This window comes from Limibacterium fermenti (genome assembly GCF_041902845.1).
Lineage (GTDB): Bacteria > Bacteroidota > Bacteroidia > Bacteroidales > Dysgonomonadaceae > Limibacterium > Limibacterium fermenti.
In genome coordinates, this window is the sequence record NZ_CP159486.1 from 2,169,974 (window position 1) to 2,196,970 (window position 26,997).

The 26,997-nt window shown below is 46.7% G+C and carries 21 protein-coding genes; 4 read left to right on the top strand and 17 right to left on the bottom strand.

Annotated elements, in window-relative coordinates:
• Positions 1-34: 34 nt before the first annotated feature.
• From ABNK31_RS09620 to ABNK31_RS09680, 13 genes are all read right to left on the bottom strand, one after another.
• Positions 35-1,462 (bottom strand): hypothetical protein, encoded by a 1,428-nt coding sequence (locus ABNK31_RS09620; protein ID WP_418892315.1) that lies wholly within the window; start codon positions 1,460-1,462, stop codon positions 35-37.
• Between the two features lie 144 nt (positions 1,463-1,606).
• Positions 1,607-3,346, bottom strand: coding sequence for an ABC transporter ATP-binding protein (locus ABNK31_RS09625; RefSeq protein ID WP_418895388.1), 1,740 nt, complete (start codon positions 3,344-3,346; stop codon positions 1,607-1,609).
• Positions 3,347-3,360: 14 nt separating this feature from the next.
• A complete protein-coding gene (locus ABNK31_RS09630) occupies positions 3,361-5,133 on the bottom strand; it encodes an ABC transporter ATP-binding protein (RefSeq protein ID WP_418892316.1) in 1,773 nt (590 codons plus the stop codon).
• 24 nt (positions 5,134-5,157) lie between these two features.
• On the bottom strand, positions 5,158-5,778 hold the full coding sequence (locus ABNK31_RS09635; protein ID WP_418892317.1) for a TetR/AcrR family transcriptional regulator: 621 nt from the start codon (positions 5,776-5,778) through the stop codon (positions 5,158-5,160).
• The gene (sufD, locus tag ABNK31_RS09640) at positions 5,771-7,078 is read right to left on the bottom strand and encodes a Fe-S cluster assembly protein SufD (protein ID WP_418892318.1); all 1,308 of its coding nucleotides are present in this window, start codon (positions 7,076-7,078) and stop codon (positions 5,771-5,773) included. The genes ABNK31_RS09635 and sufD overlap by 8 nt, the downstream gene beginning before the upstream one ends.
• Positions 7,079-7,084: 6 nt before the next feature.
• Positions 7,085-7,822 (bottom strand): Fe-S cluster assembly ATPase SufC, encoded by a 738-nt coding sequence (sufC, locus tag ABNK31_RS09645; protein WP_418892319.1) that lies wholly within the window; start codon positions 7,820-7,822, stop codon positions 7,085-7,087.
• Positions 7,823-7,841: 19 nt separating this feature from the next.
• Positions 7,842-9,290 carry a Fe-S cluster assembly protein SufB gene (gene sufB / locus ABNK31_RS09650; RefSeq protein WP_418892320.1) on the bottom strand — a complete coding sequence of 483 codons (1,449 nt, stop codon included), beginning with the start codon at positions 9,288-9,290 and terminating at the stop codon, positions 7,842-7,844.
• 180 nt (positions 9,291-9,470) lie between these two features.
• Positions 9,471-10,187: a hypothetical protein gene (locus tag ABNK31_RS09655; protein WP_418892321.1), complete on the bottom strand. Its 717-nt coding sequence runs from the start codon at positions 10,185-10,187 to the stop codon at positions 9,471-9,473.
• Between the two features lie 672 nt (positions 10,188-10,859).
• The gene (locus ABNK31_RS09660; RefSeq protein ID WP_418892322.1) at positions 10,860-11,312 is read right to left on the bottom strand and encodes a DUF4293 domain-containing protein; all 453 of its coding nucleotides are present in this window, start codon (positions 11,310-11,312) and stop codon (positions 10,860-10,862) included.
• 12 nt (positions 11,313-11,324) lie between these two features.
• On the bottom strand, positions 11,325-11,657 hold the full coding sequence (locus ABNK31_RS09665; protein ID WP_418892323.1) for a DNA-directed RNA polymerase subunit omega: 333 nt from the start codon (positions 11,655-11,657) through the stop codon (positions 11,325-11,327).
• A gap of 38 nt (positions 11,658-11,695) precedes the next feature.
• A complete protein-coding gene (locus ABNK31_RS09670; protein WP_418892324.1) occupies positions 11,696-12,514 on the bottom strand; it encodes an outer membrane protein assembly factor BamD in 819 nt (272 codons plus the stop codon).
• An 83-nt stretch (positions 12,515-12,597) separates the two neighbouring features.
• Positions 12,598-14,109, bottom strand: a complete 1,512-nt coding sequence (locus tag ABNK31_RS09675; RefSeq protein WP_418892325.1) for a GH3 auxin-responsive promoter family protein — start codon at positions 14,107-14,109, stop codon at positions 12,598-12,600.
• Between the two features lie 240 nt (positions 14,110-14,349).
• Positions 14,350-15,051 carry a Crp/Fnr family transcriptional regulator gene (locus ABNK31_RS09680; RefSeq protein ID WP_418892326.1) on the bottom strand — a complete coding sequence of 234 codons (702 nt, stop codon included), beginning with the start codon at positions 15,049-15,051 and terminating at the stop codon, positions 14,350-14,352.
• A 185-nt stretch (positions 15,052-15,236) separates the two neighbouring features.
• On the opposite strand from ABNK31_RS09680, the gene ABNK31_RS09685 reads away from it, so the two are divergent.
• The gene (locus tag ABNK31_RS09685; RefSeq protein ID WP_321579381.1) at positions 15,237-17,378 is read left to right on the top strand and encodes a DUF5686 family protein; all 2,142 of its coding nucleotides are present in this window, start codon (positions 15,237-15,239) and stop codon (positions 17,376-17,378) included.
• Between the two features lie 103 nt (positions 17,379-17,481).
• On the opposite strand, the gene ABNK31_RS09690 is transcribed toward ABNK31_RS09685, so the two are convergent.
• Positions 17,482-19,458: a PspC domain-containing protein gene (locus tag ABNK31_RS09690; protein ID WP_418892327.1), complete on the bottom strand. Its 1,977-nt coding sequence runs from the start codon at positions 19,456-19,458 to the stop codon at positions 17,482-17,484.
• A gap of 14 nt (positions 19,459-19,472) precedes the next feature.
• Entirely contained in the window at positions 19,473-19,844 is a 372-nt protein-coding gene (locus tag ABNK31_RS09695) for a PadR family transcriptional regulator (RefSeq protein WP_418892328.1), read from the bottom strand.
• A 317-nt stretch (positions 19,845-20,161) separates the two neighbouring features.
• Between ABNK31_RS09695 and ABNK31_RS09700 the strand changes: the two genes are divergently transcribed.
• The 3 genes from ABNK31_RS09700 (at position 20,162) to ABNK31_RS09710 (ending at position 23,256) form a co-directional block, all read left to right on the top strand.
• Positions 20,162-21,487: a hypothetical protein gene (locus tag ABNK31_RS09700; RefSeq protein WP_418892329.1), complete on the top strand. Its 1,326-nt coding sequence runs from the start codon at positions 20,162-20,164 to the stop codon at positions 21,485-21,487.
• A 116-nt stretch (positions 21,488-21,603) separates the two neighbouring features.
• On the top strand, positions 21,604-22,686 hold the full coding sequence (locus ABNK31_RS09705; RefSeq protein ID WP_418892330.1) for an LLM class flavin-dependent oxidoreductase: 1,083 nt from the start codon (positions 21,604-21,606) through the stop codon (positions 22,684-22,686).
• A gap of 3 nt (positions 22,687-22,689) precedes the next feature.
• On the top strand, positions 22,690-23,256 hold the full coding sequence (locus ABNK31_RS09710) for an NADPH-dependent FMN reductase (protein WP_418892331.1): 567 nt from the start codon (positions 22,690-22,692) through the stop codon (positions 23,254-23,256).
• Between the two features lie 136 nt (positions 23,257-23,392).
• Here ABNK31_RS09710 and ABNK31_RS09715 read toward each other — a convergent pair whose 3' ends face one another.
• Entirely contained in the window at positions 23,393-24,616 is a 1,224-nt protein-coding gene (locus ABNK31_RS09715) for a hypothetical protein (RefSeq protein WP_321578992.1), read from the bottom strand.
• 25 nt (positions 24,617-24,641) lie between these two features.
• Positions 24,642-26,984, bottom strand: coding sequence for a TonB-dependent receptor (locus ABNK31_RS09720; RefSeq protein WP_418892332.1), 2,343 nt, complete (start codon positions 26,982-26,984; stop codon positions 24,642-24,644).
• Positions 26,985-26,997 lie beyond the last annotated feature (13 nt).

A 26,997-nucleotide genomic window follows, 5' to 3' on the forward strand; every position in this document is an offset into this window, starting at 1 on the left:
AAATGATTCGCCGGGGGATGTTTCTTTAGCTATATCACGGACGATGGTGGCAGGTACATTTACTGTCGAGATCGTTAAAAGGAACATTGAAAGCAGTTCCATACGCTCTCTTATATTCTTCGACAAACTTATCGTAAGCGTTTTTTGCACCGGCATGTTGACCTAAAACGCCATACGCTTTGCACTTTAAATAGAGCGCATGCTCATTGAGGTAATCGAATTTAAAAATAATATCGGCCAGTTTCAGTATAAGGCGCGTATCATCCTGCATATTCAGGTTCGCCGCAACGCGAAGCAACGTTTCTATCGTTTCATTGGAAGCCTCATCTTTAAAGGGATCCATCCATTCGTAATCGGTTGTGGGCAACAAGTTGCCATTGGAAACAACGGCAAGAAGTTCTTCGATATCAACCTTATTCATCGAATCCTTTGCCAACAATTCCTTGTAGCGGAAATAATCGATAAAGATGTCGGATGAGCGTAATTTCCAATATCCGGTGTCATTGTTGATGTCAAATGTCCCCAACTTTTCGAGGATTCCTTTCAACCGCCCGAAATACACGGCCCGATTGTTTCTGGCACTCGCATCGCCCTTATCCGCCCAAAGGAACTCTTTCAATTTATCGAAAGAGATCCCGTTTCGTTGCGAATAAATGATCAACAAGCATAAGATTTCCTTTAAGAGCGGCGAAAAACTTTTCGTTATATCCTCGCCCCGGGCGTCGTAAACGTGAAACCGGCCGAACAGATATACGGCGCTTTTAACCGGCAAGACCACTTCGCTTAAGGCGTCGGGCTGTTGCACCACCATATCGTTTTCATGCTGAAAACGTCCTTTTCTCTTGCGTCTCACCCGGTGAATGAGAAAGAAGATGATCACATCCACACAGATAATCACCAGAAACCATATCCACACGGTACTGTTGACCTTACTTTGAGAGACTTGTACGGTTACACCGGAGACGTCGAGTCTCGGGCGGAACTCCGGATCGTCGGAATAAGCCAGTTGCGGTAATAAACTAAATCGATATCCGTTATGAATGGAAAAACGCAAATGATGTAAGACAATGGAATTATTGCCCAACGTGAACAACGCCTCATCCGTCTTAAAATCGATATCCAACCGTACGGGGGTTTTATTCCGGATAAAAGCGCTATCGACCGGAATGGGATATTTTTTGACCGAATTATTGTAGAGTACAAATAAATCGGCCTGCGAAGCGTCTTTTTGCCAATCGATTAAAAACAAACGGTCGGATTGATCGTTGGATGTTATTTTAAACAGCACACCCGAAAGATTATATAACGGTTCCTGTTGCCGTATGAGTAGAGCAACCGTTAATTTTTCTTTGAAATAGATGAATTTATCGGTTCGCCAAAAACGATTATTCTCCACTTGCTTCATCCCCTTATCCGACGACTCGCCATAAGCGGGGCTAAACAGGAAAAATAACATCCCCATAAAAACGAATCGGACCAATATTCGCTCAAAACCAATAAATATAGCAGACTCTGTTTTCAAAAAAAGACACTTTAGATTCTCTTCCCACAAAAATACGGGATAATTTTGAATTTACCCAGTACCCGTAAAAAAAAGAACAAAGAGCTAAGAAGATGGCTTTTGTAATTCCACCATATTTTTGTAGACCCCATCCGGTTTTTTCAGTAATTCCTGCGGCGCTCCCTGTTCGACTACCCGCCCGTCTTTGAGCACCACGATCTTATCGGCATTGGCCACGGTGCGCATGCGGTGGGCGATGATGAGTACCGTACGGTTTTTAACCAATTCCGAAATGCCGGCCTGTATCTTCGTTTCGTTTTCGGCGTCGACCGAAGCCGTCGCTTCGTCGAGCAACACGATGGGCGCATCTTTCAGCAAAGCCCGGGCAATGGATATGCGTTGCCTCTCACCGCCGGAAAGCGTACTGCCGTTTTCGCCGATAATGGTATGGTATCCGTCGGGCAATTTCTCGACAAAATCATCACACTGAGCGGCATGAGCCGCCTTCAACACCTCTTCGTCGGACGCTTCTTTTTTGCCGATGCGAATGTTATCCATCACCGAAGCGTTAAACAGAACGACATCCTGAAAAACAATCGAATAGTTTTTGAGCAACGCCTCGGGATCGATGCCCGTGATGTCGGCGCCGCCCAAAGTGATGGTTCCGCTATCGGCATCCCAAAAGCGGGCGGCCAATTTGGCGGAGGTGCTTTTGCCGCCGCCCGAAGGCCCGATCAACGCGGTCACTTGTCCCTGACGCGCTTCGAACGACACATTGTGCAATACCCGCTCGTCGCTGTCTTTATAAGAGAATTCCACCCCGTCGAAACGAATGCTGTAATCATCGAGATGATAATCGGACGCGCCGGCTTGCACGGGCAAATCCATGATCTCTTTCATGCGGTTGATCCGGATATCGAGGAAGAACAACACGGCTGTCTGCTCCAAGGCAATCAACAGGGGATTGAAAATGACGGAAGAAAGAATGAGAAAGAACAAGTAAGTCAGGAAATCGACCTCTCCGGCGAGCAGCAACGTCGTTCCGACCAGTATCAATGTCGGTAATCCGAGTTTGATAACAGCCTGAATGACATTAATAATGCCTCCCACAATCAACTCTCCCTTAATCTGTCCTTTTTCATACGTTTCCTGCATGCCGCAAAGCTCCCGCAGATAAGCGTCTTCGTGCCCGTACGATTTGATCTCCTGAATCTGAAGAATCCCTTCCTGTATCTTCTCGGTCACAGCACGCTTTTGCACATAACTCGCCCGATGTTCTTTCTCCTGCATCCGTTTCGTGATCCAAAGCACGATAAGCGCGACGGGAACGACCCAAAAGACGGCGATGGTCAGTTGCCAACTCATAAAACTCAATCCGATGATCGCCAAAAACAAGGTGACCAGCGAGCCGACCAATTGCGGCACGGCATGCGAGAACGTATGCTCCAACTCGGTAGCATCCTGCATGATGGTGGAGGTGAGATCGGACAGGTTTTTCTTTCCGAAGAAAGAAAGCGGCAGCTTGCGCAACTTTTCGGCGAGCGAAATACGGCGTACGGCGCTTTCGTTATACACATTGAGATAGGTATTATCATACTGATGACGGGTTACGACGTATATCACGGCAATAGCCGCGACACTGAAGGCAAGATATCCCCACAACGGGACGCCCGCCGTCTCGCGCCCCTCCAGATAAACCGCTAAAATGTCTTGCAAAAATAAATAAACCAGCATGACGGGCAGCATGAACGAAATGTTCTGCGCCGTTGTCCATAGCGCCCCTTTCATAAAATCTTTAGCGCCTTGTTCGCTCATAGCGAACCGTTTTTGTATCGAGTGAAGCATGTTTTGTTTTCTTGTTAAATAGCCCATCGGACCGATTGTTGATATTCCTTCCACATACGGCGGTAGATGCCGTCTTTTTCGAGTAGCTGAGCGTGCGTTCCCTGTTCGGCTATGCGCCCTTCATCCATCACCACGATGGTGTCGGCATCGGTTACCGAAGTGAGGCGGTGCGCAATCATCACCACCGTCTTTCCCCGCATAAGGCGACGCAAGGCGTGCTGTATTTCGTGTTCGTTTTCGGGGTCGGCAAAGGCCGTCGCCTCGTCGAGCAGCACGATGGGCGCATCTTTCAGGAAAGCCCTCGCCAAAGCGATACGTTGTTGCTCGCCACCCGAAAGATAAATGCCTTCGGTGCCGATTTTGGTGTCGATGCCGGCGGGCAACTTGCCGATAATATCGCGGCATTGTGCGAGCTCCACCGCGCGGTCGATTTCGCCGGGCGCCGCATCCGGCTTGCCGTAAAGGATATTCTCTCGGATGGATGTTTTGAACAGTTCGGTGTTTTGGAACACGAACGAAATGTGCCGCATCAGCTCGTCGGGATGCAACTGCTTCACATCGACGCCGCCAATGGTCACCTTGCCGCTGCCGGCATCCCAAAAGCGCGCGATAAGGCGGGCAAGCGTGGTTTTGCCGCTACCCGAAGCGCCCACCAACGCCACCGTTTTGCCTTGCGGAATGGATAAATCGACATCCGAAAGCGCTTCTTTCGAAGCATCATCGTACCGGAAAGAGACCTGTTTGAAACAAATGTCGTACGTGTCCGGCATGGTCAACGCCCGCGGCGTCTGAAGTTGTTGCCGTTCGTCGGTCAGGGCTTCGATGCGCCCTACGGCTTCACCGGCCTGACGGTAACCGTCCACGACATACATCAACTTCATAATGCATTGTCCGAAGAAAGGCGTGATAAGGACATAAAAAATCAAATTCAGCGTAATTTCCTGCCAACTGCCGCCGATAAGGATGAGAATGATGGCCGCCGGCACCAGCAGAAAGGCGAATCCGTTAATCGCCACCGTGTAAATGCTCATCGCTTTACACATGGAAGCGGCATATTCCTTCACCCACTTATTGTAAGCCATAATACTATCATAAAGCCGTTTGAACGAATAGACCGTTTGCTGGAAAACCTTTACGACCGGTATTCCGCGGACGTACTCCACGGCTTCGGTATTCATGGCTTCGAGCGACGTCATATATTGTTGCATCGTTGCGCCATAGTCTTTTCCCATCATCCTATAAAATTGGGCGAACGCGATGAGCAACGGGACCAGGCAGGCCAGCCCGAGGCGCCAATCGAACACGAACATCAGCACCAACGTGGCGACGAACACCGTTAGGCCTCCCGCCAAATCGGGCAGTTGATGCGCAACGAACGTATGCACGATGCCGGCGTTATCGTCGATGACCTTGCGCATTTTGCCGGTCGTATTCCTGGTGAAAAAGCCCAACGGCATGCGCACGGCCCGCTGCATGGCCTCATAACGCAGGTTCCGCTCGAGGCGGAATGCCGCCAGATGCGACAGCATCAGCGAGGTGAAATAACACAGGATAAAAAGGATCGAAAAGCCGAAGGCCCACCAGGCATAACGGACAATGTCGCTTCCCGAGGCGGCAAGACCTTGTGTAAACAAGGCCCGGATGATGAGCCATACGCACACGAACGGCAGCATCCCGAGAATGTTTCCCAGTACCGAAAACGTGATGGAGAAAGGCATCAGTACGCCTTTCTTTCCCATATAGCTTCGTAGCCGGGCGAGTGTAGAAGATTGTTTTTGAGATTTCATTTGTTGATTATATAATATAGATGATTATACGTGCATTAATGTTTTCCAGCCGGCGACCCCGTAACGGATGTACTCGCCGATGGCTTGTTGTTTTTCCTCTCGGGTAAGATGGCTGTTGCGGATCATTTCCCCGATAAGCGTAATCCAAAAAGTACTCGTCAGGTGAAGGAAAAAAGGGGAAATATCGATACTCAACTGCGGATATTTGTCGTGCATCAGCCGCAGGTACTCGATGCCGATCGCGGTTTGTTGAGTAACGAGCGCATCTTTGTAACCCGCCAAGGAAGAGCCGTCGGCACAAAACCATAACAACTTGAGCTCGGAAGCAAAGTTATCGGTCAACTCGAGGATCGCATTCATCGTATGGCTTTGATACGAGTAATCGAAAAATACGTCGAGGGAAAGATTATGCTCGCTGTTATGTTCTGCAAAAATAGCGTCGATGGCTTTGATAAGCGGCTGCATGGTGCGGCAAAACAAATCGTCTTTGCTTTGAAAATAATTATAGACATTGCCGACCGTCATGCCTGCTTGTTTGGCGATGACCCGCATGGATGCATCCTTAAACCCTTTTTTGATAAACTCCTCTTTCGCCGATGCGATAATCGTTTGTTCTCCTGCCGTCATGCTGCACTTTTTAGTCATTCTGCGTTCTCAGGCGGTTTTCCACCCATCGCCTCAAGTTCTCCCTCAGGCTCTCGTCGCCGATGCCCTCTATAATCTCGCCGGCAAAAGCGACACGGAGCATCATGCGGGCTTCCTTTTCCGATATGCCGCGGGCACGCATATACAGGAGAACCGTTTCGTCCATCTGCCCGGTTGTCATGCCGTGGGAACACTTCACATCATCGGCATATATCTCCAACTGAGGCTTCGAGAACACCCGGCAATCGGGGCCGTCCAACAGGTTGCGGTGATTTTGATACGCCATCGTCTTCTGCGCATCTTCCGCCACATTTATCTTTCCGCTGAACGCTCCCATCGATTTTTCCGACAAGAGATATTTAAACAATTCATCGCTATGGCAATGCGGCACATTATGATTGATAACGGTATGGTTATCGACATGCTGTTCTTTATCGGCAATCACCAATCCTTTCAAAATATGTTCGGCATATTCGCCGTCCAAACCGACCCGGTAGTTGTTGCGGGTTATGCCGTTTTCGAGGGAAAGGGTATTGAGTTTGACATTCGAATACCGCTCCTGCCGGATAAAGTTATCGGTAATCAACGTGGAGCGGGCGGCGCTTTCCTCCACATGGTAAAACTCCAACGAGGCGTTTTCCCCCGCATATATTTCGGAAACCTGTACCGTCACCGACTTTGCCTTCTCCGCCGGGCAACGGTCGTAGACGGCGATCCTGGCTTCGGCGCCTTTTTCCAAAATAATCAGCAAGCGGCTGATGACCATTGCGTCTTCTTCCGCTTCCACGAGGTGCGTCAACTGTATAATGGCGTCGCTCCTCTTGTTTTCAGGCACATACAGCACATAGCCGTCCCGTACGAACATCGTATTGAACGCCGACAACCCGCCGCCGTGTTGCTTTGCCTGCCGATTGTAATAAGCGGAGAACACGTCGGGATATTTTTCCGCAAAATCGTTTAAGCCGCCGGAAAATATCCCCTCCGGTAATGGCCGGGAAGAAGCATCCTTATAAGCATATCCGTTTATGAGATAATCCTGATGAAAAGGCTCCGGATGCATGCCCCTGTCCGAAACCATATACCGGACAGCTTGTTGTTGCGTGAGCCGCTGACGGATGCCAACGTTTATCTTCAATAGATTCTCGATATCGGTATGCTGATAATCTTCGCTGCCATACGCGGGAAAACCGTTTTTTCGGAACACTTCGAAAGCCTCTTGCCTCGGCCGGTTCAACAAGGGAGAACATTGTTGGCAAATCGAGTCCCGGTTCGACTCAAAATAATCTGTATCGTATTTCATATTCGTCTATTTGAGCCAATCATATCCTTTTTCTTCCAACTCGAGCGCTAATTCGGGCCCGCCGCTGCGCACAAGCCGCCCCTCGTACATGACGTGCACGATATCGGGCCGGATATAATTGAGCAAACGTTGATAATGGGTGATTAATATCGTCGCGTTGTCGGGGCGCTTGAGTTTGTTAAGTCCGGCGGCCACGATGCGCAAGGCATCGATGTCGAGCCCGCTGTCCGTTTCGTCGAGGATGGACAACTTCGGTTGGAGAATAGCCATTTGGAATATCTCGTTGCGCTTTTTCTCGCCTCCCGAAAAGCCATCGTTCACCGACCGTTGGATCATCTCTTTATCCACCCCGATAAGCGTTTGTTTTTCGCGCATCAACGCCAGGAACTCGCCGGGAGGAATCGGGGCTTGCCCGTTGTATTGGCGATGTTCGTTCAGGGCGGCGCGCATAAAGTTGACCATGCTGACGCCGGGAATCTCCACCGGATACTGAAAACTGAGGAAGAGTCCTTTCCACGAACGTTCTTCAGGAGATAAACCGAGGAGCTCTTCCCCTTCGAAAGCCACTTCGCCGTCGGTCACTTCATAAACCGGATTACCGGCAAGGATGGAAGCAAACGTGCTTTTGCCCGAGCCGTTGGGCCCCATAATGGCATGTATTTCGCCTTTCTTGACCTCCAAATCGACTCCTTTTAATATCGCTTTTCCATTAACGGAAGCATGTAAATTTTTAACTGATAACATGATTGTTTTGATTTTATATTTATCCGACACTCCCTTCGAGGCTTATCTGCAAAAGCTTCGTCGCTTCAACGGCAAATTCCATGGGAAGCTTGTTCAACACCTCTTTCGCGTAGCCGTTTACGATGAGGCTGACGGCCTCTTCGGTGGGAATTCCGCGCTGATTGCAATAAAATAACTGGTCTTCGTTTATTTTCGACGTCGTAGCTTCGTGCTCCAGTACGGCGGAGTTATTGTCGATATCCATATACGGGAAAGTATGCGCCCCGCAGCGGTCTCCGATGAGCAAACTGTCGCACTGCGAATGATTGCGGGAGTTTTGCGCATGGGCGGTCATTTTCACCAGGCTGCGGAAAGAGTTTTGCGATACGCCGGCGGAAATCCCTTTGGACACGATGCGGCTTTTGGTCTTTTTCCCGATATGAATCATCTTCGTACCGGTATCGGCCTGTTGCGCGTTCTTGGTGATGGCCACCGAATAAAACTCGCCGCTCGAATAATCGCCTTGCAAGACGCAACTCGGGTATTTCCAAGTGATGGCCGAACCGGTTTCGACCTGCGTCCAGGATATTTTAGAAGATTCGCCTTTACACAGGCCGCGTTTGGTAACGAAATTGAACACGCCCCCCCGCCCCGTTTTGTCGCCGGGATACCAGTTTTGCACGGTGGAGTATTTGACCTCCGCTCGGTCTAACGCGATGATTTCGACAATGGCCGCATGGAGTTGATTCTCGTCGCGGATGGGAGCCGTGCACCCCTCCAGATAACTCACATAGGCATCGTCGTCGGCAATGATCAAGGTGCGCTCGAACTGCCCCGTATTGAGGGCGTTCATGCGGAAATAACTGGATAACTCCATCGGGCTACGAACTCCTTTCGGAATATAGGCGAACGAACCGTCGCCGAACACGGCGGAATTGAGTGCGGCAAAGAAATTGTCGGTGTACGGAACCACACTGCCCAAGTATTGTCTTACTAATTCGGGATATTCTTTCACCGCATCGGCAAATGAACAAAAGATAACTCCCTTTTTAGCCAATTCTTCTTTGAAGGTCGTCTTCACGGAAACGCTATCCATCACCGCATCCATCGCAACTCCCGACAATATTTTCCGCTCTTCCAACGGAATGCCGAGTTTCTCGAATGTTTTCAACAGTTCGGGATCGACTTCATCCAGGCTTTTGGGCCCGTTCTTCTTTTTAGGCGCCGCATAATAAATGATCTCCTGAAAATCGATGTCGGGAATGTTCAAATGCGCCCATCGGGGCATCGTCAGGGTAAGCCAGTGATGATAGGCATCGAGGCGAAAGCGGAGCAACCAGTCGGGCTCCTCTCTCTTTTGGGAGATGGCGCGAATAATATCCTCATTCAGGCCTTTCGGAAGATATTCCGTCTCAATGTCCGACTGAAAGCCTTCTTTGTACTCGCCTTCGGTTACGTCTTTTAATATATCGATTGTTTCTTCCTCCATTTTATTTTTTCACAAAAATACGGCCTCTGAACAGTGTTCACAATCCCTAAAAGTAAGGATTTTTCGGAAGAAATATCATTAGTTATAAGGAGGAAGAAACGGCAAATGAGAAGTGGGGACATCGCTCCAAACGACGCCCCGGCAGACATTTTCAAATAGATTACAATAGCAATGCCGATGTTACTGCACAGCTTTTATATATGCTCCCCTGACAATTGTTACCTCTTTGCCCGTTACATCGGCTTTCTTTTCCACATCATATATATTCAGAAAATAATACTGTTCTTTGTAAAGCACGCCGAAAGAATAATGGTAGAGTTCTTCTTCGGCCGTCTTGAAGGTAAGGCCTTTGTCGTCTATTAACAGAGGGTTAACGGAATTCAGTCCTTTAATAATGGTCTTGGAAGTAATAACCATTCCGATCCATCTCTTGTTGGATGTAAAATAGAGAAGTTTGTCGGCCCCGGCAGGTTTAATACGAATATGTCCGGCGCCTTGTTCATCAAACTCTTCCCAACCGATACCGAATTCGCTTAACACCGTTTGCATGGTTTCGGCGGTATACTCTTTAGTAAATTCTATCGGCGGTATTCCGACAGACACCTTGATCGCCACATGTTGATTCGTTTTATCGGTCAGCAACAAAGTTGCTTCTCCTTCTTTGTGCGCTTTTACGGTAATCACAGAATCTTTCACCGTGGCCGTCGCTATGGCAGCATCCGACAGTTCAATACGATAAGGGGGATTGCCGGCAGAAATGTTGATGGTTCCCTCGGTTCCGGCATTTAATGCGATATAATCGAGTAAATTCAGTCTTTGGATGATCTCTTCTCCGCAAGCTGTTAATAAAAAGGTTGCAATTAAGGCAAGCAACACCTGTTTTTTGTTTATTTTCATTTGATTGACTATTTATTCTTTATTCACAACGAGGGATACTCTGGTATCCCATTATAAAGATTCTACAAAGATAGGCCATTTTTTATTTTGACGATAATTTTCAGAATCTTTCCTGCGGCTAAAGTTGTCATGACCGGATGACATTCCTTAACACCGGTACTGACTTCCAATCGCCCCGCCAGATACGGGCAATCTTTCACCTTAAAAAAGCGCTCAAACAGTCCGGAAAGTACTATTTCAAGCTTAAAAGAGGGCAAAAATATCTTAGAAAGTACTATTTTAACCTTAAGAGAAGACAAAAATATCTTAGGAAGTACTATTTAAACCTTAAAAAAGGGCTGAAATATCTTAGGAAGTACTATTTTAAGCTTAAGAGAGGGCAAAAATATCTTAGGAAGTACTATTTTAACCCTAAGAGAGGGCTAAAACGAACGGTTTCGTCTGTTGTTAGGCCTTAGAAGGAGGTAAAACAGTCGATCGAGTCTGTTTTTAAGCTCGAAACGAAACAAAGTCGCCTATGCTCGTTCCTTTTTCCCGCTTTCTTCGCCATTCGATTGAACGGATCTGCCGGTATTAAGGGACGAAATAGAGGCGGGACATGAAAAAAGGCAACTTATCCGTTACAGATAAATCACCTTTATTCATTGCTTTATGAAGATCGTTGTGTGTGTGTTATCGCAGCCTGTTGAGTGACCGTATCAATGCTTCATCGTGGCGTATCCGCCGGATGGCGAGCCCGTTCAGCGCCAACGCCGCCAACGGCGCAACGGCTCCCGCCCCCACCCTCAAGACGGTGATGTCGAAAGCAGGCGCAATGCCATATATGGCAAAAACGACGGCCGCATAATAGGCGATAATCGCCAAAATACCCGTTACCGCCAGCCGAATCTGACTCTTCCGCTTTTTATAAAGGAAGACGGCGATAAGGGGAAGCAGCATCGCGAGGGTCCCCAAAACGGGCAAGCCCCATACCTGCGCAGTGGTTTGGCCATTGGCCGACCACACGCAGGCCGTCATCTCGTAGGTAATACCGTTAGACGAAAAGGCAATGACCATAGTCAGCATCGCTGCGACCATACAGCCGAAAGCCCCCAATAAAAAAACGGTTTGTACTCGTTGCAACATACCTTTTCAGCGTCAGAATTGGTCTTTTTCTTTCGCGGGATTACGGAAATACACTTCGCCGTCGATCCATTCCTGAATAGCGATCAAGGTAGGTTTGGGAAGCTTTTCGTAAAAACGCGAAATCTCGATCTGCTCGTGATTCTCGAACACCTCCTCCAGATTATCGCTGTAAGAAGCGAACTCTTGCAGTTTGGTATCCAAGTCCTGTTTCATTTCGACGGATATCTGATTGGCCCTTTTACTGATGATGCGTACCATCTCGTACACATTTCCAACCGGCTCCGACATTTTCATCACATCGCGCGTTTCGGTATTGACACTCGCTGTCGTTCTTTTATAGTCCATTGTTTATTTTGTTTGTTTATCTAAATTCAACTGATTCATTAATTGTTCGTCGGCAAAAGCTCAATTTTCTTTTGCGCTTCGCGATAGTATTTATCGGCTTCCGCCACAAATTTCCCTTCGGGAAAAGTGTTTTTATAATTAAAATATTCATCGACGACCAACCGGAAACGCTCGGGTTGCGCTTTTGCCGTGCTTCGCTGCGCATACTCATAGCGCGAACGCAGCATGATCATCTGATAATCTTCGACATATTTCGAAAACGGGTAACTCTTCATCGCCTCTCGGGCGGTAATGATCGCCGACTCGTAATTATTGCCCATGTAATTGCCCAGATTGAGATACAACTGCGCGGCTAATAATTCTTTGTACGCCAGTTTCTCCTGCAATTCGAACATATAGTTTTTGGCTTGTTCGGCGCGTTCGCTTTGCGGATACTTTTCCATGTATCTCTGGAACTCGGCAATGGCCGTATAGGTTTTAGTCTGATCCAAACGCGCATCGGGCGAATCGAGATACATCCCGTAAGCCGAATAAAACAACGAAGGCTCGGCATATTCCCCTTTCGGATAAGTGGTGTAGTACGTGGTGAATATCTGGGTGGCCGATGAATAATCTTTCGAGTTATAATAGCTCTGTCCCAACAGGTAAAGCGACTCCTCGGCGTTTGCCGTACCCTTCATAAAAGGCACCAACTCTTCGAGCAGGGTGATGGAACGCTCGTATTTTCCTTCTTCGAAGTACTTTTTAGCATACGTGTACTTCAAATTCGTATCGGTACTTTTCAATATCTTGTTGTATTCGCCACATGAAGCGAATAGCAAAATCACGAGCAAAAAATAGCTGTATTTTAGTCTCATTTTCTCAATAAATGCGATTATAACGTGCAAATTTACGGAAAGTTTCTCAGTTGTAACCCTTGCCATACGGTTTTTATTCTATTTTAGGAATTCGATGAAACGAACGCTAAGATACTCTCGACATATTTGCGGTCGTTGGAAAGCTTCGGCACTTTATTTTGACCTCCTGCTTTATCTCTCTGTTTCATCCAATTATAAAACGTATCGGGTTGCAACGGTTTCACCACCGGCTTGCCCAGGGACAGATTGTACGAACGCTTCGCTTCGTAATCGGAATTTAGTTTTTTGAGATTTTCGTCCAGCAATTCCACAAACAGATCCATATCCGAAGGCTGGTTCTCGAATTCGATGAGCCATTCATGCGCCCCGTTGTGCCGGGAGTCGAAATAGACCGGCGCAACGGTATATTCCACAATTTTGGCATGGGTGCGTTGACAGGCATGATCGAGCGCTCGGTCGGCATTCTCCACAATAAGCTCTTCGCCGAAGGCATTGATGAACTGCTTCGTGCGGCCGGTAATCTTAAATAGGTACGGATGGGTCGATGTAAACTCCACGGTATCTCCTATCTGATAACGCCACAATCCGCCGCTGGTGGAAATAACCATCGCATACGGGCAACCCGTCTGCACACCTTCGAGCGGCACCGCTTCGGGCCGTTCTTCGCCCCATTCCGACTTGGGAATGAATTCGTAATAAATTTCATTATCGAGCAGCAAAAGCATCTCTTTCGATTCGGGGCTGTATTGCACGCCGAAGAAGCCTTCCGAAGCATTATAGGTTTCCCAGTAATGCATGTCGGGCGAAGGAATCAGTTGCTCATATTGTTCTTGAAAGGGAATGAAACTCACCCCGCCGTGAAAAAACACTTCGAGGTTGGGCCACAATTCCGTGAGCGGCTTGCCGGTTTCGGCAACAATTTTTTTGAGCAGCACCATCGTCCACGAAGGCACGCCTACAAAAGCACGGATATCGGCGTTGACCGCATACTCGGTCAGTTTCTCCAACTTCTCTTCCCAATCCGATAGCAACGCGATGCTTTCGGGCGTTCGGGCGCGTTTTGCCCAGAAAGGCACATTCTTCATCAATATGGCCGATATGTCTCCCGTAAATGTGTCGCCTCCGATGCGGTTGATCTGTTGGCTACCACCCAGCACCAACGTTTTGCCGAGCATAAACGCCGTGTCGGGATAATGCGCAGCATACAAGGCCAGCATATGGTAACCGCAACGGTAATGGCAGTTTTGCAGCGACTCCTCCGTTACGGGAATGTACTTGCTCTTGTCCTGCGTCGTTCCCGACGACATGGCAAACCACTTCACCGGAGTATCCCAAAGGACGTTCTGCTGTTTGTCGACGAGTATTTTATCCAAATAAGGGCGCAAGTCTTCATAAGACATTACCGGAAGCCTCGCGGCATAGTCCTCTGCGTTTCCTATCGAATCGAACTTCTTTTCATACCCGAACAGCGTGTGGCGTCCGTGTTCAAGAAGCAGTTCCAAGTTTTTTTGTTGAGTTCCGATGGGGTCTTCCAAGAACTTCTCCACCGGTTTATAGTACGAAGTGAGTATTGCCCGGGCAATTTTTCGAATCATTCTTTCTACAAGATATTTGTCTGCAAAGGTAGTGATGAATTTTTTAATAATCTTAGAAACTGTTTTGAATTTTCCGAATGATCTGATTTTGTTTATTCTTTTATGCTGTTTTTTGCCCTTTTTTACGCCTTTGAACTTTCCTTTTTTTCCAATAGCCCGCTATTCGATGCGAAACGAAAGCCCAAATCCATCAAAAAAAATTACTAAAAAACACCGCATAAAAAAATTCAAAACAGTTTCTTATCCTATGCGGCTTATTTTACGAAGTTTTTCTTCGTCGATGATCTTAATTTTTCGTCCGTCGATGGTTATCACATGTTCATCGACAAACGTCGACAAAGTGCGTATGGCGTTGGACGTGGTCATATTCGACAGACTCGCCAAATCGTCACGCGACAGGTAAATGCTGATGGTGGCGCCGTCTTCTTCCAAGCCGTAACTTTCGCGCAAAAAGATAAGAGCTTCGGCAAGACGCCCCCGCACATGCTTTTGCGTGAGGTTTACCGCCCGTTGGTCGGCAATGCCCAAATCCACCGACAGATGTCCGATAAAAAACATGGCTAAGTTTCCGTCCTTCCGCACAAAATCCTCTATAAGTTCCATAGGAATCAGGCAGACAGTCGAATTTTCGAATGCCGAAGCCGAAGTCACATACGATTCGCGTGCAAAGTAAGCCCGATATCCGAAATACTGCACCGGGCGTATCATGCGGATGATCTGCGTCCGCCCGCCTACGCCGGTTTTGAATATCTTGACTTTACCTTTTAATAGACAGATTAAGTTAGAGGGCTGTTCTTCCTCCACATAAATCATCTGACCCTTCTTATAATGAACGATCTCTGCACTTTCACGCACTAACTCCCGCTGATCCTCTGTCAATATCCGCCATATCTCTGATAATGAAGACGAAATATCGATTATATCATTACTCTTTTTAGCCATTAAGTGTTATAGAACAGTGTTATAAAACACAAAAATAGCGTTTTTTTCGCAATTTGTCATGAAATTGTCACATAATTTCCTTTTTCGGACAACGGGCTCCTCTCCTCAATCCATATCAATCTTCCTCAATCTTCCTCAATCTCCTATCCAGTTCCAAAAAAAATACGTAAGTTTGCATCGCAAGAATGAAAATTAAATTAGTCATAGGAATTACTCTGTTTTTTCTTTCCGCAGGCCTCCGTGCGTCCACCCTCCCTTTGGACAGCATCCTGACAAAAACGATGAATGCGGCAGAGAAATACAACGAATTGATAGAAAGCTATCAAGCGGAGCTATATACCCGTACCTATGTCGAAACGCTGAAAAAAAACATCTTGTATAAGTACACGCATCTCATCCCCCGCTTCATTTTGCACGATCCGAGCTCGAAGGAGGTTTTAATCGAAACCTTCGGCACGTTAAAATACGATTTCCCCAATAATTATATCCATAACATCAAGTACGTAACCGGCACCATGACCCGCAAAAGGGATCTCGAAATGATTCCTTTCAACTTTTTCAATATCAATGTCTACGGAGAAAACACCAACGACGAGAGTTTCTTCATGCCCCTGCGGGTTACCACCCGAAAATACTACACTTATCGATTGGTGCGGTCGCATTCCGAAAACGACAAGACCTACTATACCATCGATTTCACGCCTGTTTTCAATAACCAGAAGCTCCTGAAGGGTTCGTTCGTTATTGAAGCCGGCACGTGGCGCGTGATCCATTTCCGGGGAGAGGGAATCGATATCTTTGCCGACTTCTCGTTCGAAATAAACATGGGCGATAAGTGGATTACCAATTATCTCCCCGTCGATTTTATTGTATACCAAACGACTTCTTATCTTGGCAACCGTGTGGCCAGCCGCTATTTGGCTAATATCGAATACAAAGATATCCGCTTGCGCCAAGACATCAAACCGCTCCATTCGCTCAACATCAGCGACTTCTATAAACTGCGACTCGATTCGGTGCCCGTCTACAACGACTCGGCTTTTTGGATAACGCATCGCCCTATTCCTCTTCAGGAGAAAGAAAAAGACGTGGCGCGCGAATTCCGGCTGCAACAACAAATCAAGCAAGCTCAACAAGCCGAAAAAGATACCAGTAATGTAATGAAAGCACAGCAGTTCGCTCAACGAATGGTGATGGACTCGGAATACTCTTACAAATCGACGCGCATCGGATACGGCGGCTTGTTTAATCCGGCGCTCATCGGTTACACGTCGCAAGACGGAATCACCTACCGGCAAAGAGTATCGTTCAACATCGACTTGCATCACAATCGGAACATTAAGATCAAAGCGTTTGCCGGATTTATGTTTAAACGTAAAGAGCTATTTACCGATCTTTCCACCACGTGGAATTATGATCCTTTCCGGTTGGGCAGTATGACCTTGTCGCTCGGAAACGGTAACCCTACGTACAGCTCCCTCTTTATCCAACAAATACAAGACAGCCTCAATGAGCACGGATTCGATTTTAAAGATATATCGGTCAACTATTTCCGTGACTATTATTTGAAGGTGTTCAACACGCATGAAATAGCCAACGGGTTACTGTTTAATGCCGGCATTGAATATCACATTCGCAAGGGCGCCAGCAACACGGCGGTACTACGAAGCGCGAAAGTGGACAGCGAGCCTATAGAAGATTTGTTTGGAACGCGTAAGGCTTTTGCTCCTTTTATTCGTCTTACCTGGACGCCCGAGCAGTATTACCGCTACGAAGGACGCCAAAAGATCTATGAACGATCGCGTTTTCCAACGTTCAAAGTGGAAGTGTCGAGAAGCTTCTACAATATATTCGGCAGCACATCCGAATACAATCGTGTGGAAGTGGATATGAGCCAACACATTCCCTTCGGATTGATGAATACATTTCAGTATCATATCGGAGCTGGAAAATTTACCGACCAAAAAACGGAATACTTCGCCGATTTCGCTTTCTTTTCGAAAAGCAACTTCCCCGAAATCTGGAACGACCGTCTCGGCGGAGGGTTTAATCTGCTCAACAGGAATCTGTATAATGTGTCCGATTCGTATATTCAGGCGCATCTCATGCTTGAAACACCCTTTTTATTATTAAAGAATATTCCTTTCGTATCGAACTTCGCCGATACCGAAAGATTGTATTTCAGTCAACTCTATACTCCCCAGATCCTCTCGTACACCGAATTCGGCTATGGCATCGGCAACCGTTTTTTCAGTGTCGCCGCATTCGGCTCGCTGCATAAGACCCAATTCCGGCAAGTCGGCGTCCGAGCAACGTTCGAACTCTGATCTTCAATGTTTATCAATCTCTTTTCAATCTCCATCAATCAAAAAAAAAGCAGCTAAGATCACTCCCGGCCGCTTTTTTATCAATGAATGAATTAAAATAGAGTTATAGCACTTTCGAAATTGTATCTGTTTCCGTATGGATCGTTCCTTCCTGATAAACAATCCGGTCGGACGAAAGAGATTTTCCGTCTCCGGATGTACGCGAGAACTTCTTATATTTCTTCTTAATAGCCGACGAAGGCTCATTTCGCATGTAAGGATCCAGCGTACGGCTGATCTCGACCTTCTTACCCGTCGGAACAGCTATCTCAACGAGCATATTTTGACGGCGGAAGCCTTGTGTAATAGGCACCGAGAAAAATTCGGGTAGCTGCAAAACCGAATCGGTCTGCTCTATCGGATAGGTAAAATTCCGGACATTCTGCTTCGCCGTCTTTAAGTCTCTACTGTTGGCACAGGTGATCACGCTCACCTGAAACAGCGTATCGGAAGTATCGATAATCTTTAAACTGATGTCGGAGAACAACAACGAATCTTCGTTTATGCTACGGTAAGGGAGCTCATGACGCTCCGTGCCGGGTCCGATACCCGAGCTAAATAAGTAGTAATCGTTTCCATAATACGCCATATCCACATAAAGCGTATTGCCGTTGAAAGAAGTTAAAGAGGTACTTTTTCGATCGGAGCCTTCGACACTGAATTTCCCGGCTACATTCTTTGCCAATATACCACCCGTCACCATTCCGGCAATCCATAACACCACAAACACTATTCCGATAACCGGGCGCGATTTCGCTTTCAAGATGCGCCGGATAATCCATAAAATAATTGCCACAACAGGGATTCCGATCACAAGAACTCCGGTAATCCACAGCAATGTGTTCTCGGTGCCGGCATCGATAAACAGCGACTTTAACGATAACAGATTTGTTCCGGCAAATAACAACGCACCCAGCGTAGCCAGTATCACCAATGCAAAAATTCCGGCAAATGCAAAAAAGATAATCTTCAGAAAAACGGTCAATGCATTTAAACAACCCGATCGTTGAGAAACCGGTACGGGCGAATGATACGTATTTTTAGGCGGCTCGGGAGGCATTTCACCTTGCGGCGCCGACGTAGCCGAAGCTTGCGCATGCGACCCGGCCTGTCCGGCAGAAGCATTATCCGGTTCGTTGGCACGGCTCTTTACATTCGCTAAATTTCCGCTCACTGTTTGCCGAATCGATTGAATATACTCGTCTTCGCCCATCATTTCGAGCTTTTGTTTCACCGTTGTTGCCTGAGGAATGATTACCCACAACACACAATACACGACGACTAATCCGAAATTAATATTCCAGTTGAAATCGACATTATCGAATATCCTGTCCCAGGGAAAAATAGGAATCGATACCATCCCGACTAAATTCAATAACAGAGGTACCGCAAAAATCAAACGGGGAATCCATGAATCGATTTTAAAATAAGCGGCAATGCCCCCACACACACCGCCAATCCACCGATCCGAAGGATTCCGATACAATCGTTTGGTATAATTCGACTCGAGCGCCACCGGTTTCAAGACAATCCATAAAACAAGATAAACCCAAAACAACACGCTAAACAATAATACAAAAATCACACGCATCCAAACCGGATCAATTTTAAAATAATAGGCCAATCCACTGCACACGCCGGCGATGATCTTATCATTGGCATTCCGGTTCAACGGGCGGGCTTGTTTTTGCTCGCCTGCCGCAGAGGAAGGAGGAGTTGTCGAATTGCGGGTGTGGTGCGATTGAGTCCTTTCGGAAGAGTTCGAATCGCCGGCATAGTCGGAATCGAAATCCTCCGGCCGGCCGATACTGGTAATGATGGCTTCCACATCTTCATCCGTAATGCAACTGATCCCTAACTTCAATCGATTCCCGAAAAGTTCAGCGATACGGTTCTCGATATCGTTCACGATTTCGTCGCCATCCTCTTCGCGAAGAAAATAGCTCTTAAGATTCTCGATATACTGTTTGAGCAACTCATAGGCGGTTTCTTCAATACTGATAACCTGTCCCTGAAAATTAATATTGATGACTTTCTTCATTGCTGTATGGTTCGTTAAATAGATTTCGCTTCTTCTGTTTTATTTATCTGTATAGCCTCTGTCTTGCGGGCAACGGTATTCACACCTTTCGAAAGCTCATTCCAGGTAGATTCCAAAAGCCCGTAAAATTCTTCTCCTTTATCCGTCAGCCTAAAATATTTACGCGGAGGTCCGGAGTTACTTTCCACCCATCGGTACGATAATATTTCGGCATTTTTCAGCCGGTTAAGCAACGGATAAAGCGTTCCTTCGAGAAGTTGTAATCCGGCGCTTTTCATCTCATCGATAATATCACCCGGATAGGCTTCCTCTCGTTTAATGATGGATAAAATGCAATATTCCAGTACACCTTTGCGCATTTGGCTCTGTGTATTTTCTATTTTCATCTTTCTTTTTTCTAATTATGCTGCAAAAATACACAAAACAAAGTATTATGCAATACAAAGTACCAATTATTTTTATCAACTTCAAATTATTTAACAATATTCGAAGATCGCAGGCGGTTCCGAATATCAAAACCAAATACTTCGCTTGGAATAAAACCCTCAATAGGAACCGGAAAGAAAAATATTTTGTTCTCTTGAAAATATCCGCTACATTTAAGGCTTAATTGTACGAAGATAATCCATAAGCCAAAAAGCGTATGAATGAATTAAATCATTGGAATAAAAAAAATCGATGAATCATTTTAATTGCCGGCCAGATGAAAAAAAAGAAAAAAACAAAGCAAACAACACATGAGCAACGGAAAGTGGACACAGCTCATCAGAAAAAAGTATTCGTAAAAAGAGTATTTAAATTGTTTTCAACAATGGGATTCGAAGAGATCATACCGTTGGTATCCAAAAATGAACTCGACACTTTGTATAAAACACATCCTTATTTATTGACCGTAGACGCCACGCAATCTCCTCTGATCGAAAAGAAAGAAGCGGCCTTTTTCTGTCAAGCGATTAAAGTACTGGCAAAAGACCACATGCTCACCGTCCCGGAAAAAGAAGGCGCGAAAATCTGTTTAATAGATTATTTTGAGATATGGTTGCCTTTAATCGTAGATTGGAGCAGCGAAATCGATGAAAACACTTCACCGGAAAAGAAAAAAATTCGCGAAATACTGGGAAGCCATGCCGACAGGAAAAACGAGCGATCGCTGATGTGCGAGTTAGGAAACGATGCTTTGAGTAATTTATCGTTTATCCTCGATACGTTTACCATGGAGATGTCGAGTCCGGTTACCAGATATTTTTGGTTTGAGGAGCAATCGATAGAAATAGGAAAGAAAAACCGGATAGACCGGATAGTTAATCTTTACGCCATAAAACCTCCTTGCATTCATATTGAACTCGATGGAATTATACGCCCGGCTCTCCGAATAGCAAAAATAGGCCTCGGGAAAAAGGATGAATTCATAAAGATGCAACTTCCGGCAGACGGGTCGTCCTCATCCCAAACGACAGAGGAGTATGACGTCTATATTCAATCGCATGCATGGCAACGGTTTGAAGAACGAATAGACGGAGTGACGGAATTAGCGCGCAATGCTTTTTTCTTTTTTTCTCTCGCAAACAATAAACTTTTCCGGTTTAATCAAACCCTCCTTATTCCGTATATCTTCGACACGTTGAAGTTAGGTTATTTTACGGCAGATTTTCAGGATAAGAAAATCATCCTCCGCACTTGTCTCTTTATCACCGCCAACGGCACACCCGAAGGACAACGCCTCAATCAATACACGGGATTAAAGAAACTCGATAAAAAATACCTCGTTATCGACAAACTAAGCGCTTTTATGGCTTCGGATATCCGGTCGAATCCTCAAACAGCCGGCATCTTTATTCAGTCCGGATGTAAAGACTTGTTGAATATGACCACCCCTATGCTGTTGAAAAAGAAAGATTTCGAACTTCACAGCCTGGATCCGAAACAATTTCTCCATTATCTGAGCATTAAAGAAGACATCGGCACCATTACCAGTAGATGCGAAGAGCCGCCAACGCAAACCGGAGAAACGAGTCAACCGGAGAAATGATTCGTTTTTATTTCAAAATTCATTCTCATGAACAAATAGCTCTTCGTATTCGTTGACACAGCTATCAAGCATCTTTTAGTAGGGATTATGTTTGACCTTTAAAAAACAGAAAAGAAATGGCGAAAGAAAATAAAAACTGCCTTCCGGCGTTCGACGCTTCCAAAGGTATTGAATTCGGTATTTATACATTAGGCGATCATTTAATCAACCCACATACGGGCAAACGAATCAGCGCCGGACAGCGCCTACGGGAAATCGTGGAAATGGCCCGCCTGGCCGACGACGCCGGGCTCGATGTCTTCGTTATGGGTGAAAGTCATCAGGACTATTTCGTTTCGCAGGCGCATAGCGTGGTGTTGTCGGCCATTGCCCAAGCAACCAAGAACATCCGCATATCGAGTGGAGCAACCATCATCAGTACATCCGATCCGGTGCGGGTATACGAAGACTTCGCCACCATCGATTTATTAAGCAACGGACGGGCAGAGATCGTTGCCGGACGAGCTTCGCGGGTGGGGCTGTTCGAACTTCTCGGGTATGACCTGCGGGACTATGAAGCGCTGTTTGAAGAGAAATTCGATTTGTTATTGCAAATCAACCAAAACGAACATCTTACATGGCAAGGCGAGTTCCGGGCGCCATTGAATAACGCGCACATTATCCCCCGCCCTCTCAAAGGGCAATTGCCTATCTGGCGCGCCGTAGGCGGGGGACCGGGTAGCGCCGTGATGGCCGGACGCGCCGGCGTACCGATGTATATGGCTCATTTAGGCGGGCCGACGGGCGCCTTCACAGGAACTATTGCCGCTTATCGTGAAGCGGCAAGGGAGAGCGGATATGATGCGGCGGCGCTTCCGGTGACCACCGCCGGATTCTTTTATGCGGCCGAAGATACCCTCACGGCGTTACGCGAATATTATCCGCATATCAACGAAGGAATGAAATTTACGAACGGACAGGGATTTCCCAAACAGGCCTTTGCCCAGGCGCAGGATGTACGAAGCATTATTAATGTGGGCTCGCCGCAACAGATTATTGAAAAAATCCTATATCAACACGAACAATTCGGCATGCAACGCTATGTGGCACAACTGGATTTCGGAGGCGTGCCTTTCGATAAGATCCGTCAGAATATCGAGATGATCGGGACTGAAATTCTGCCGGCCGTAAAAAAACATACGGCTAAAAAAGAAAATTAAACAATGAACATAGTCGTGATTTCCAGCTCCAAGGTGGGCACTAAAACACAAACCGCCACAAAGAAAGTCGTCGAACTGATTCAAGCGCACTATCCCGGGGAATCGTTAACGCTCATCGATTTGAAAGAGCTCGACATTGTATTTAGCGACGGACGCAATTATCTCGATTACAGCGGCGACACAGCGTACGTTACGAAAACGGTGATGGATGCCGACGTACTCTTTATCGGCGCGCCGACTTTCCAAGGCTCTATTCCCGCTACGCTCAAAAACATCTTCGATTTACTGCCGCAAAATGCCTTGTATCACAAAACAGTGGCGATGATTATGATGGCCGGTTCGCCCAAACATTTCCTGGTGGCCGAAACGCAACTCAAACCGATATTGAGTTATATGAAGGCCAATATCGTACCGAATTACGTCTTTATTGAAGATAAAGATTTCCACTTGCAGAAGATTGTCAATGACGATGTCTTGCTGAGGCTGGAAACATTGGTCGAAAATACGCTGGTATTGGCCCGTACGTACGCCGAAATATGGCGGCAACAAGAAGACTCGTACGATTTTTAAGCGCTTGCGCCTGCACACAAGGCGACGATGTAATAAAACCGTGCCGGAAAGATGATTCCGACACGGTTTTGCAAAAGAACTTTATCAGGAAAGTAGAGAAACCTGTAAAGACTCAGAGAGAAAAAATATCACCGGCTCATTCAAAAAAATGAATGTGATAGGGATTTCCGGTGGTCGCGATAACCGCTCCGTTACTGACTTTACCGGTTTTAGGATCGTAGGTGTAAAAGCCCGGATCCTTTTCGCCATTAGAAGCAATCACCACCAAATCTTTATACGTTTCGATAAACACGCTATGCGGATCGCTTATGGAAAGGCCTTTGATCTGTTTGATGGTTTTGGCTTTTAAGTCGATGACCACCGGCATGGAATAACGCGAAATATACGCGGCGTTTTGCAATTCAGGAATCATTAAATAAGCGATCACTTTGCCGTTACCGATATATTTGCTATAAGCCACCGGCCCGCCCTTATAGGCGGTCCCTTCTATGGTCGTTTTAGAAATATCCCACGAAAGCGATGCGTCGAATTCGGTTTTACCGTCAGGGATACACACAAATCCCGTTTCGGTAAAATGATCATCCATTCCGAAAGCCGAAACACAAGCCATGTAAAGGTTGTTGCTTTCGTCGGTAAAAATCATGTCCTTCCCAAAAGGGCGCGTCGGAAAAGTAATTTTCGATGTTTTCTCCGATGCGATATGCAGCACTTTATCGGTTTTAGGATCGATGACGGCGCAATCGGCTTGTTTATAATCCGAATAAGGCTTCTGCATGGATGTCAGTTGGCATAATGGGACGTAAAGATAGTCTCCACGCAAAAAAGCATATCCCGGATCGGCATTGGTGTCGCCCTCTCCATGCGCATATTCCGAGAAATCGATTTCTCCCGTTTTTGTCAGGGTGATCGGATTGATTATCCATACTTTACCGATGCCGAATAACGGCAGATAGGCTTTTTCGGAATTATAGTTCACAAGTCCTCCGGCCAAAGAACCCGATGGAAGTTGCAACGTCGCGGTTTTTTGCAGCGTGCGGGTGCCGTCCCACGTATATTTGGTGAGTACCGACGCATCCGTAGGACCGAATCCGGGAAAAACGTAGACGTCTTTTCCGATAACCCGTACCGGGGCATCGAAGCCCACTTGAATGCTGTTTTTATTATCCAGCGATTGAGATGTGAAATCGGGGATAACCTGTAGGTAAGACGACCCGTTCATCCCGTCCTGATTAATAACGACCGTTTGAACCAACACTTTTCCGGCATCACCCGAAGGCGCCGGCTCCTCTTTCTTGTCACACGAAGCTACGACCAACGCCACCAGCGAAAGGCAAGCTATACGTAAAAAATACTTTTTCATTGCTTTGTTTATTGATTGTTTGAATTTAATTGAATATATATCGAATTTTCATTCCGAGACTGCGCCCCGGAAGGGGACGGTTAAATTCGGTAAGAAGATTTGCATCGGTGAGGTTTTTGATTTTGCCCGACACAAACAAGCGGTTGTGCAGAAAGCTCTGCTCGAAGCCGAGATCGAATGTCACGCTGCGGGGAATGCGGCGTTTTTCGAGAAGCGTCATCTCAAAATCATAATAATATTCTTCAATGAACGACATATCCGCAAAAAGTCGGGTGTTCTGTCCTTTGCCCCCGAAGAGGTTGGCCTTGTGATATTCCAGTCCCGCATTTCCCATCAGGTAAGGGATATTGGGCATGCGCATGCCTTTGGTGGGATTCTCAATGCTACTGTTGGGATCTAATTTTCGCATATCGCGAAGGTCTTGAAACGTAGCGTTTGCATAACCGTAAAGCCACGGCGTCAGGTCGCCCTTGGCATCTAATTCCACGCCGAAGGTACGCATCTCGCCGAAGTTTTGATATTGCGCTTCCACAAACCCCTTTACATAACGAATCATATCACGAAGGTGCATATAAAAGAAATTGACTTCCAGTTGAAGGTTATCGGAAGCCATCCCCATCCGGTTGTATAATAGTCCCAGATTAAGACTGACATTCCGTTCGGGATACAACGAATCGGCCGGTAAGACAGCGTGACCGTCGCCCAACAGTTCGTTTTCGGCGGGAATGCGTACATCGTATCCGGCAGAGAATTTAGCCATCAAGTCGCGGGTAAATTTATAACGCATGGCATTGCTGAAGCCTATATCTTTTTTCAAAAGATTGATATCCTTGATATCCCCGCTACCGTATGAAGGCGCTTTCCGGGTTTTCATCGAATATACATAATAGCGGACGGTAAGCGAATTCAATAATTTATCATTGGCCGATCGATAATCGTGATTGATGCCGCCCACCCAACTCTTCATTTTAGAATCGAAGACGGTTTGACGGCCGAAGCTCTGATCGCGCACACTGTCGCTGGGATAGCCGTTGGCCAAATTGAAGACGGAATTGAAATTGAGGGAATGATGCGTATTGATATAATATTGCAGGTTCAACTTATTCAATACGGTAAGTTTCCAGTCGTCGGAATTAGAACGATAGTTGGTTCCCAATTCACCTCCATAAGCGTTGTACGCAACGCCATCCCAGTCGTAATATTGACGAGCGGTGTCGATGAGATTGATTTGGGTAAAGGCGACGGCGGTCGAGAGATCGAAATCGAAGCCGTCGAGAAAAAAATTATCTTTTTTCAAGGAATTCGCAAACATATAGGCGCGCGAATTGGTTTCGGCCTTACGGATATCGGTTTTGATGCCTTGTATTTGTTTTGCGGTTTGCACAAATGCGGGCTCGAATTCCACCTCGTCGAACCACCATTTGGTGGCCTTAAAGCTGCCTCCCATCAGGATTTTCTTGAAGCGGTCGTGATTGCGCTTGATTTTTAAGCCATCGACATAAGGCGAGTTCATGACGTAATCGTTATCGGCATACGTGTACGCGCCGCCAAAACCAAAGAGAATGCCCTGCTCCTTCAGGTTTCGCTTGGCAACCAATTGCGCTTTATTGGAATTAAACGATTCGAGCATATAACTGGCATCCATATAGCGGTCGGGATATTCCTTGATGACAATATTCACGGCCCCGCCCATAGCCGATCCGCCGAAACGCGCGGGTACAATTCCCTTGTAGATTTCGATGCGCTCGATCATATCCACGGGGATATCGTTCAGATCGATGAAATCGCTTTGATCGTTCATGGGAACTTCATCGATAAAAAAGCCGATGCGTTTGCCTTCGAGTCCGCGCACCGACACGCGCGAGGCGCTCCCCACCCCACCCGATACGCGGATAGTCATACCCACGGTTTTGGAAAGGATGTCGGAGATGTTGGACACGGTTCCCTGCAAGCTCGACATATTCACAACAGTCACGGGCATCCCCTCTTCCTTTCGTTGGCGCGCCTCCGATTTGGCGGTGACGGCTATTTCGGAGAGACTGGTAGCTTCGGGCTCCAAATGAATTTGGATGCGGGCAGGTTCATTGGGAGTAACCAAAACGGGGATTTCCTGCAAATGATATCCCATAAAGGATACCTGGAGGATATATTCGCCGGAAGCAAGGTCACGGAAATCGAATCGCCCCTGTTCATCGGCGGCTTGCCCCCTTTCGAGGGATTTGATATAAACGGAAGCCCCCGGTAACTTCTCTCCGGTCTCTTTATCGGAAACAGTTCCTTCGATAGCCCCTCCGTTTGTTTGTCCGAAAAGGCCTTGCATCGTAAGAAATAAACTATAGATGAGAACGAAAACAGTATTTTTCTTCATTTTATAAATATAA

What these genes read in the sequence shown, in the direction of transcription:
- ABNK31_RS09620 (WP_418892315.1), bottom strand. Translation starts at nt 1,462, where the DNA reads ATGGGGATGTTATTTTTCCTGTTTAGCCCCGCTTATGGCGAGTCGTCG.
- ABNK31_RS09625 (WP_418895388.1), bottom strand. Translation starts at nt 3,346, where the DNA reads ATGCTTCACTCGATACAAAAACGGTTCGCTATGAGCGAACAAGGCGCT.
- ABNK31_RS09630 (WP_418892316.1), bottom strand. Translation starts at nt 5,133, where the DNA reads ATGAAATCTCAAAAACAATCTTCTACACTCGCCCGGCTACGAAGCTAT.
- ABNK31_RS09635 (WP_418892317.1), bottom strand. Translation starts at nt 5,778, where the DNA reads ATGACTAAAAAGTGCAGCATGACGGCAGGAGAACAAACGATTATCGCA.
- sufD (WP_418892318.1), bottom strand. Translation starts at nt 7,078, where the DNA reads ATGAAATACGATACAGATTATTTTGAGTCGAACCGGGACTCGATTTGC.
- sufC (WP_418892319.1), bottom strand. Translation starts at nt 7,822, where the DNA reads ATGTTATCAGTTAAAAATTTACATGCTTCCGTTAATGGAAAAGCGATA.
- sufB (WP_418892320.1), bottom strand. Translation starts at nt 9,290, where the DNA reads ATGGAGGAAGAAACAATCGATATATTAAAAGACGTAACCGAAGGCGAG.
- ABNK31_RS09655 (WP_418892321.1), bottom strand. Translation starts at nt 10,187, where the DNA reads ATGAAAATAAACAAAAAACAGGTGTTGCTTGCCTTAATTGCAACCTTT.
- ABNK31_RS09660 (WP_418892322.1), bottom strand. Translation starts at nt 11,312, where the DNA reads ATGTTGCAACGAGTACAAACCGTTTTTTTATTGGGGGCTTTCGGCTGT.
- ABNK31_RS09665 (WP_418892323.1), bottom strand. Translation starts at nt 11,657, where the DNA reads ATGGACTATAAAAGAACGACAGCGAGTGTCAATACCGAAACGCGCGAT.
- ABNK31_RS09670 (WP_418892324.1), bottom strand. Translation starts at nt 12,514, where the DNA reads ATGAGACTAAAATACAGCTATTTTTTGCTCGTGATTTTGCTATTCGCT.
- ABNK31_RS09675 (WP_418892325.1), bottom strand. Translation starts at nt 14,109, where the DNA reads ATGATTCGAAAAATTGCCCGGGCAATACTCACTTCGTACTATAAACCG.
- ABNK31_RS09680 (WP_418892326.1), bottom strand. Translation starts at nt 15,051, where the DNA reads ATGGCTAAAAAGAGTAATGATATAATCGATATTTCGTCTTCATTATCA.
- ABNK31_RS09685 (WP_321579381.1), top strand. Translation starts at nt 15,237, where the DNA reads ATGAAAATTAAATTAGTCATAGGAATTACTCTGTTTTTTCTTTCCGCA.
- ABNK31_RS09690 (WP_418892327.1), bottom strand. Translation starts at nt 19,458, where the DNA reads ATGAAGAAAGTCATCAATATTAATTTTCAGGGACAGGTTATCAGTATT.
- ABNK31_RS09695 (WP_418892328.1), bottom strand. Translation starts at nt 19,844, where the DNA reads ATGAAAATAGAAAATACACAGAGCCAAATGCGCAAAGGTGTACTGGAA.
- ABNK31_RS09700 (WP_418892329.1), top strand. Translation starts at nt 20,162, where the DNA reads ATGAAAAAAAAGAAAAAAACAAAGCAAACAACACATGAGCAACGGAAA.
- ABNK31_RS09705 (WP_418892330.1), top strand. Translation starts at nt 21,604, where the DNA reads ATGGCGAAAGAAAATAAAAACTGCCTTCCGGCGTTCGACGCTTCCAAA.
- ABNK31_RS09710 (WP_418892331.1), top strand. Translation starts at nt 22,690, where the DNA reads ATGAACATAGTCGTGATTTCCAGCTCCAAGGTGGGCACTAAAACACAA.
- ABNK31_RS09715 (WP_321578992.1), bottom strand. Translation starts at nt 24,616, where the DNA reads ATGAAAAAGTATTTTTTACGTATAGCTTGCCTTTCGCTGGTGGCGTTG.
- ABNK31_RS09720 (WP_418892332.1), bottom strand. Translation starts at nt 26,984, where the DNA reads ATGAAGAAAAATACTGTTTTCGTTCTCATCTATAGTTTATTTCTTACG.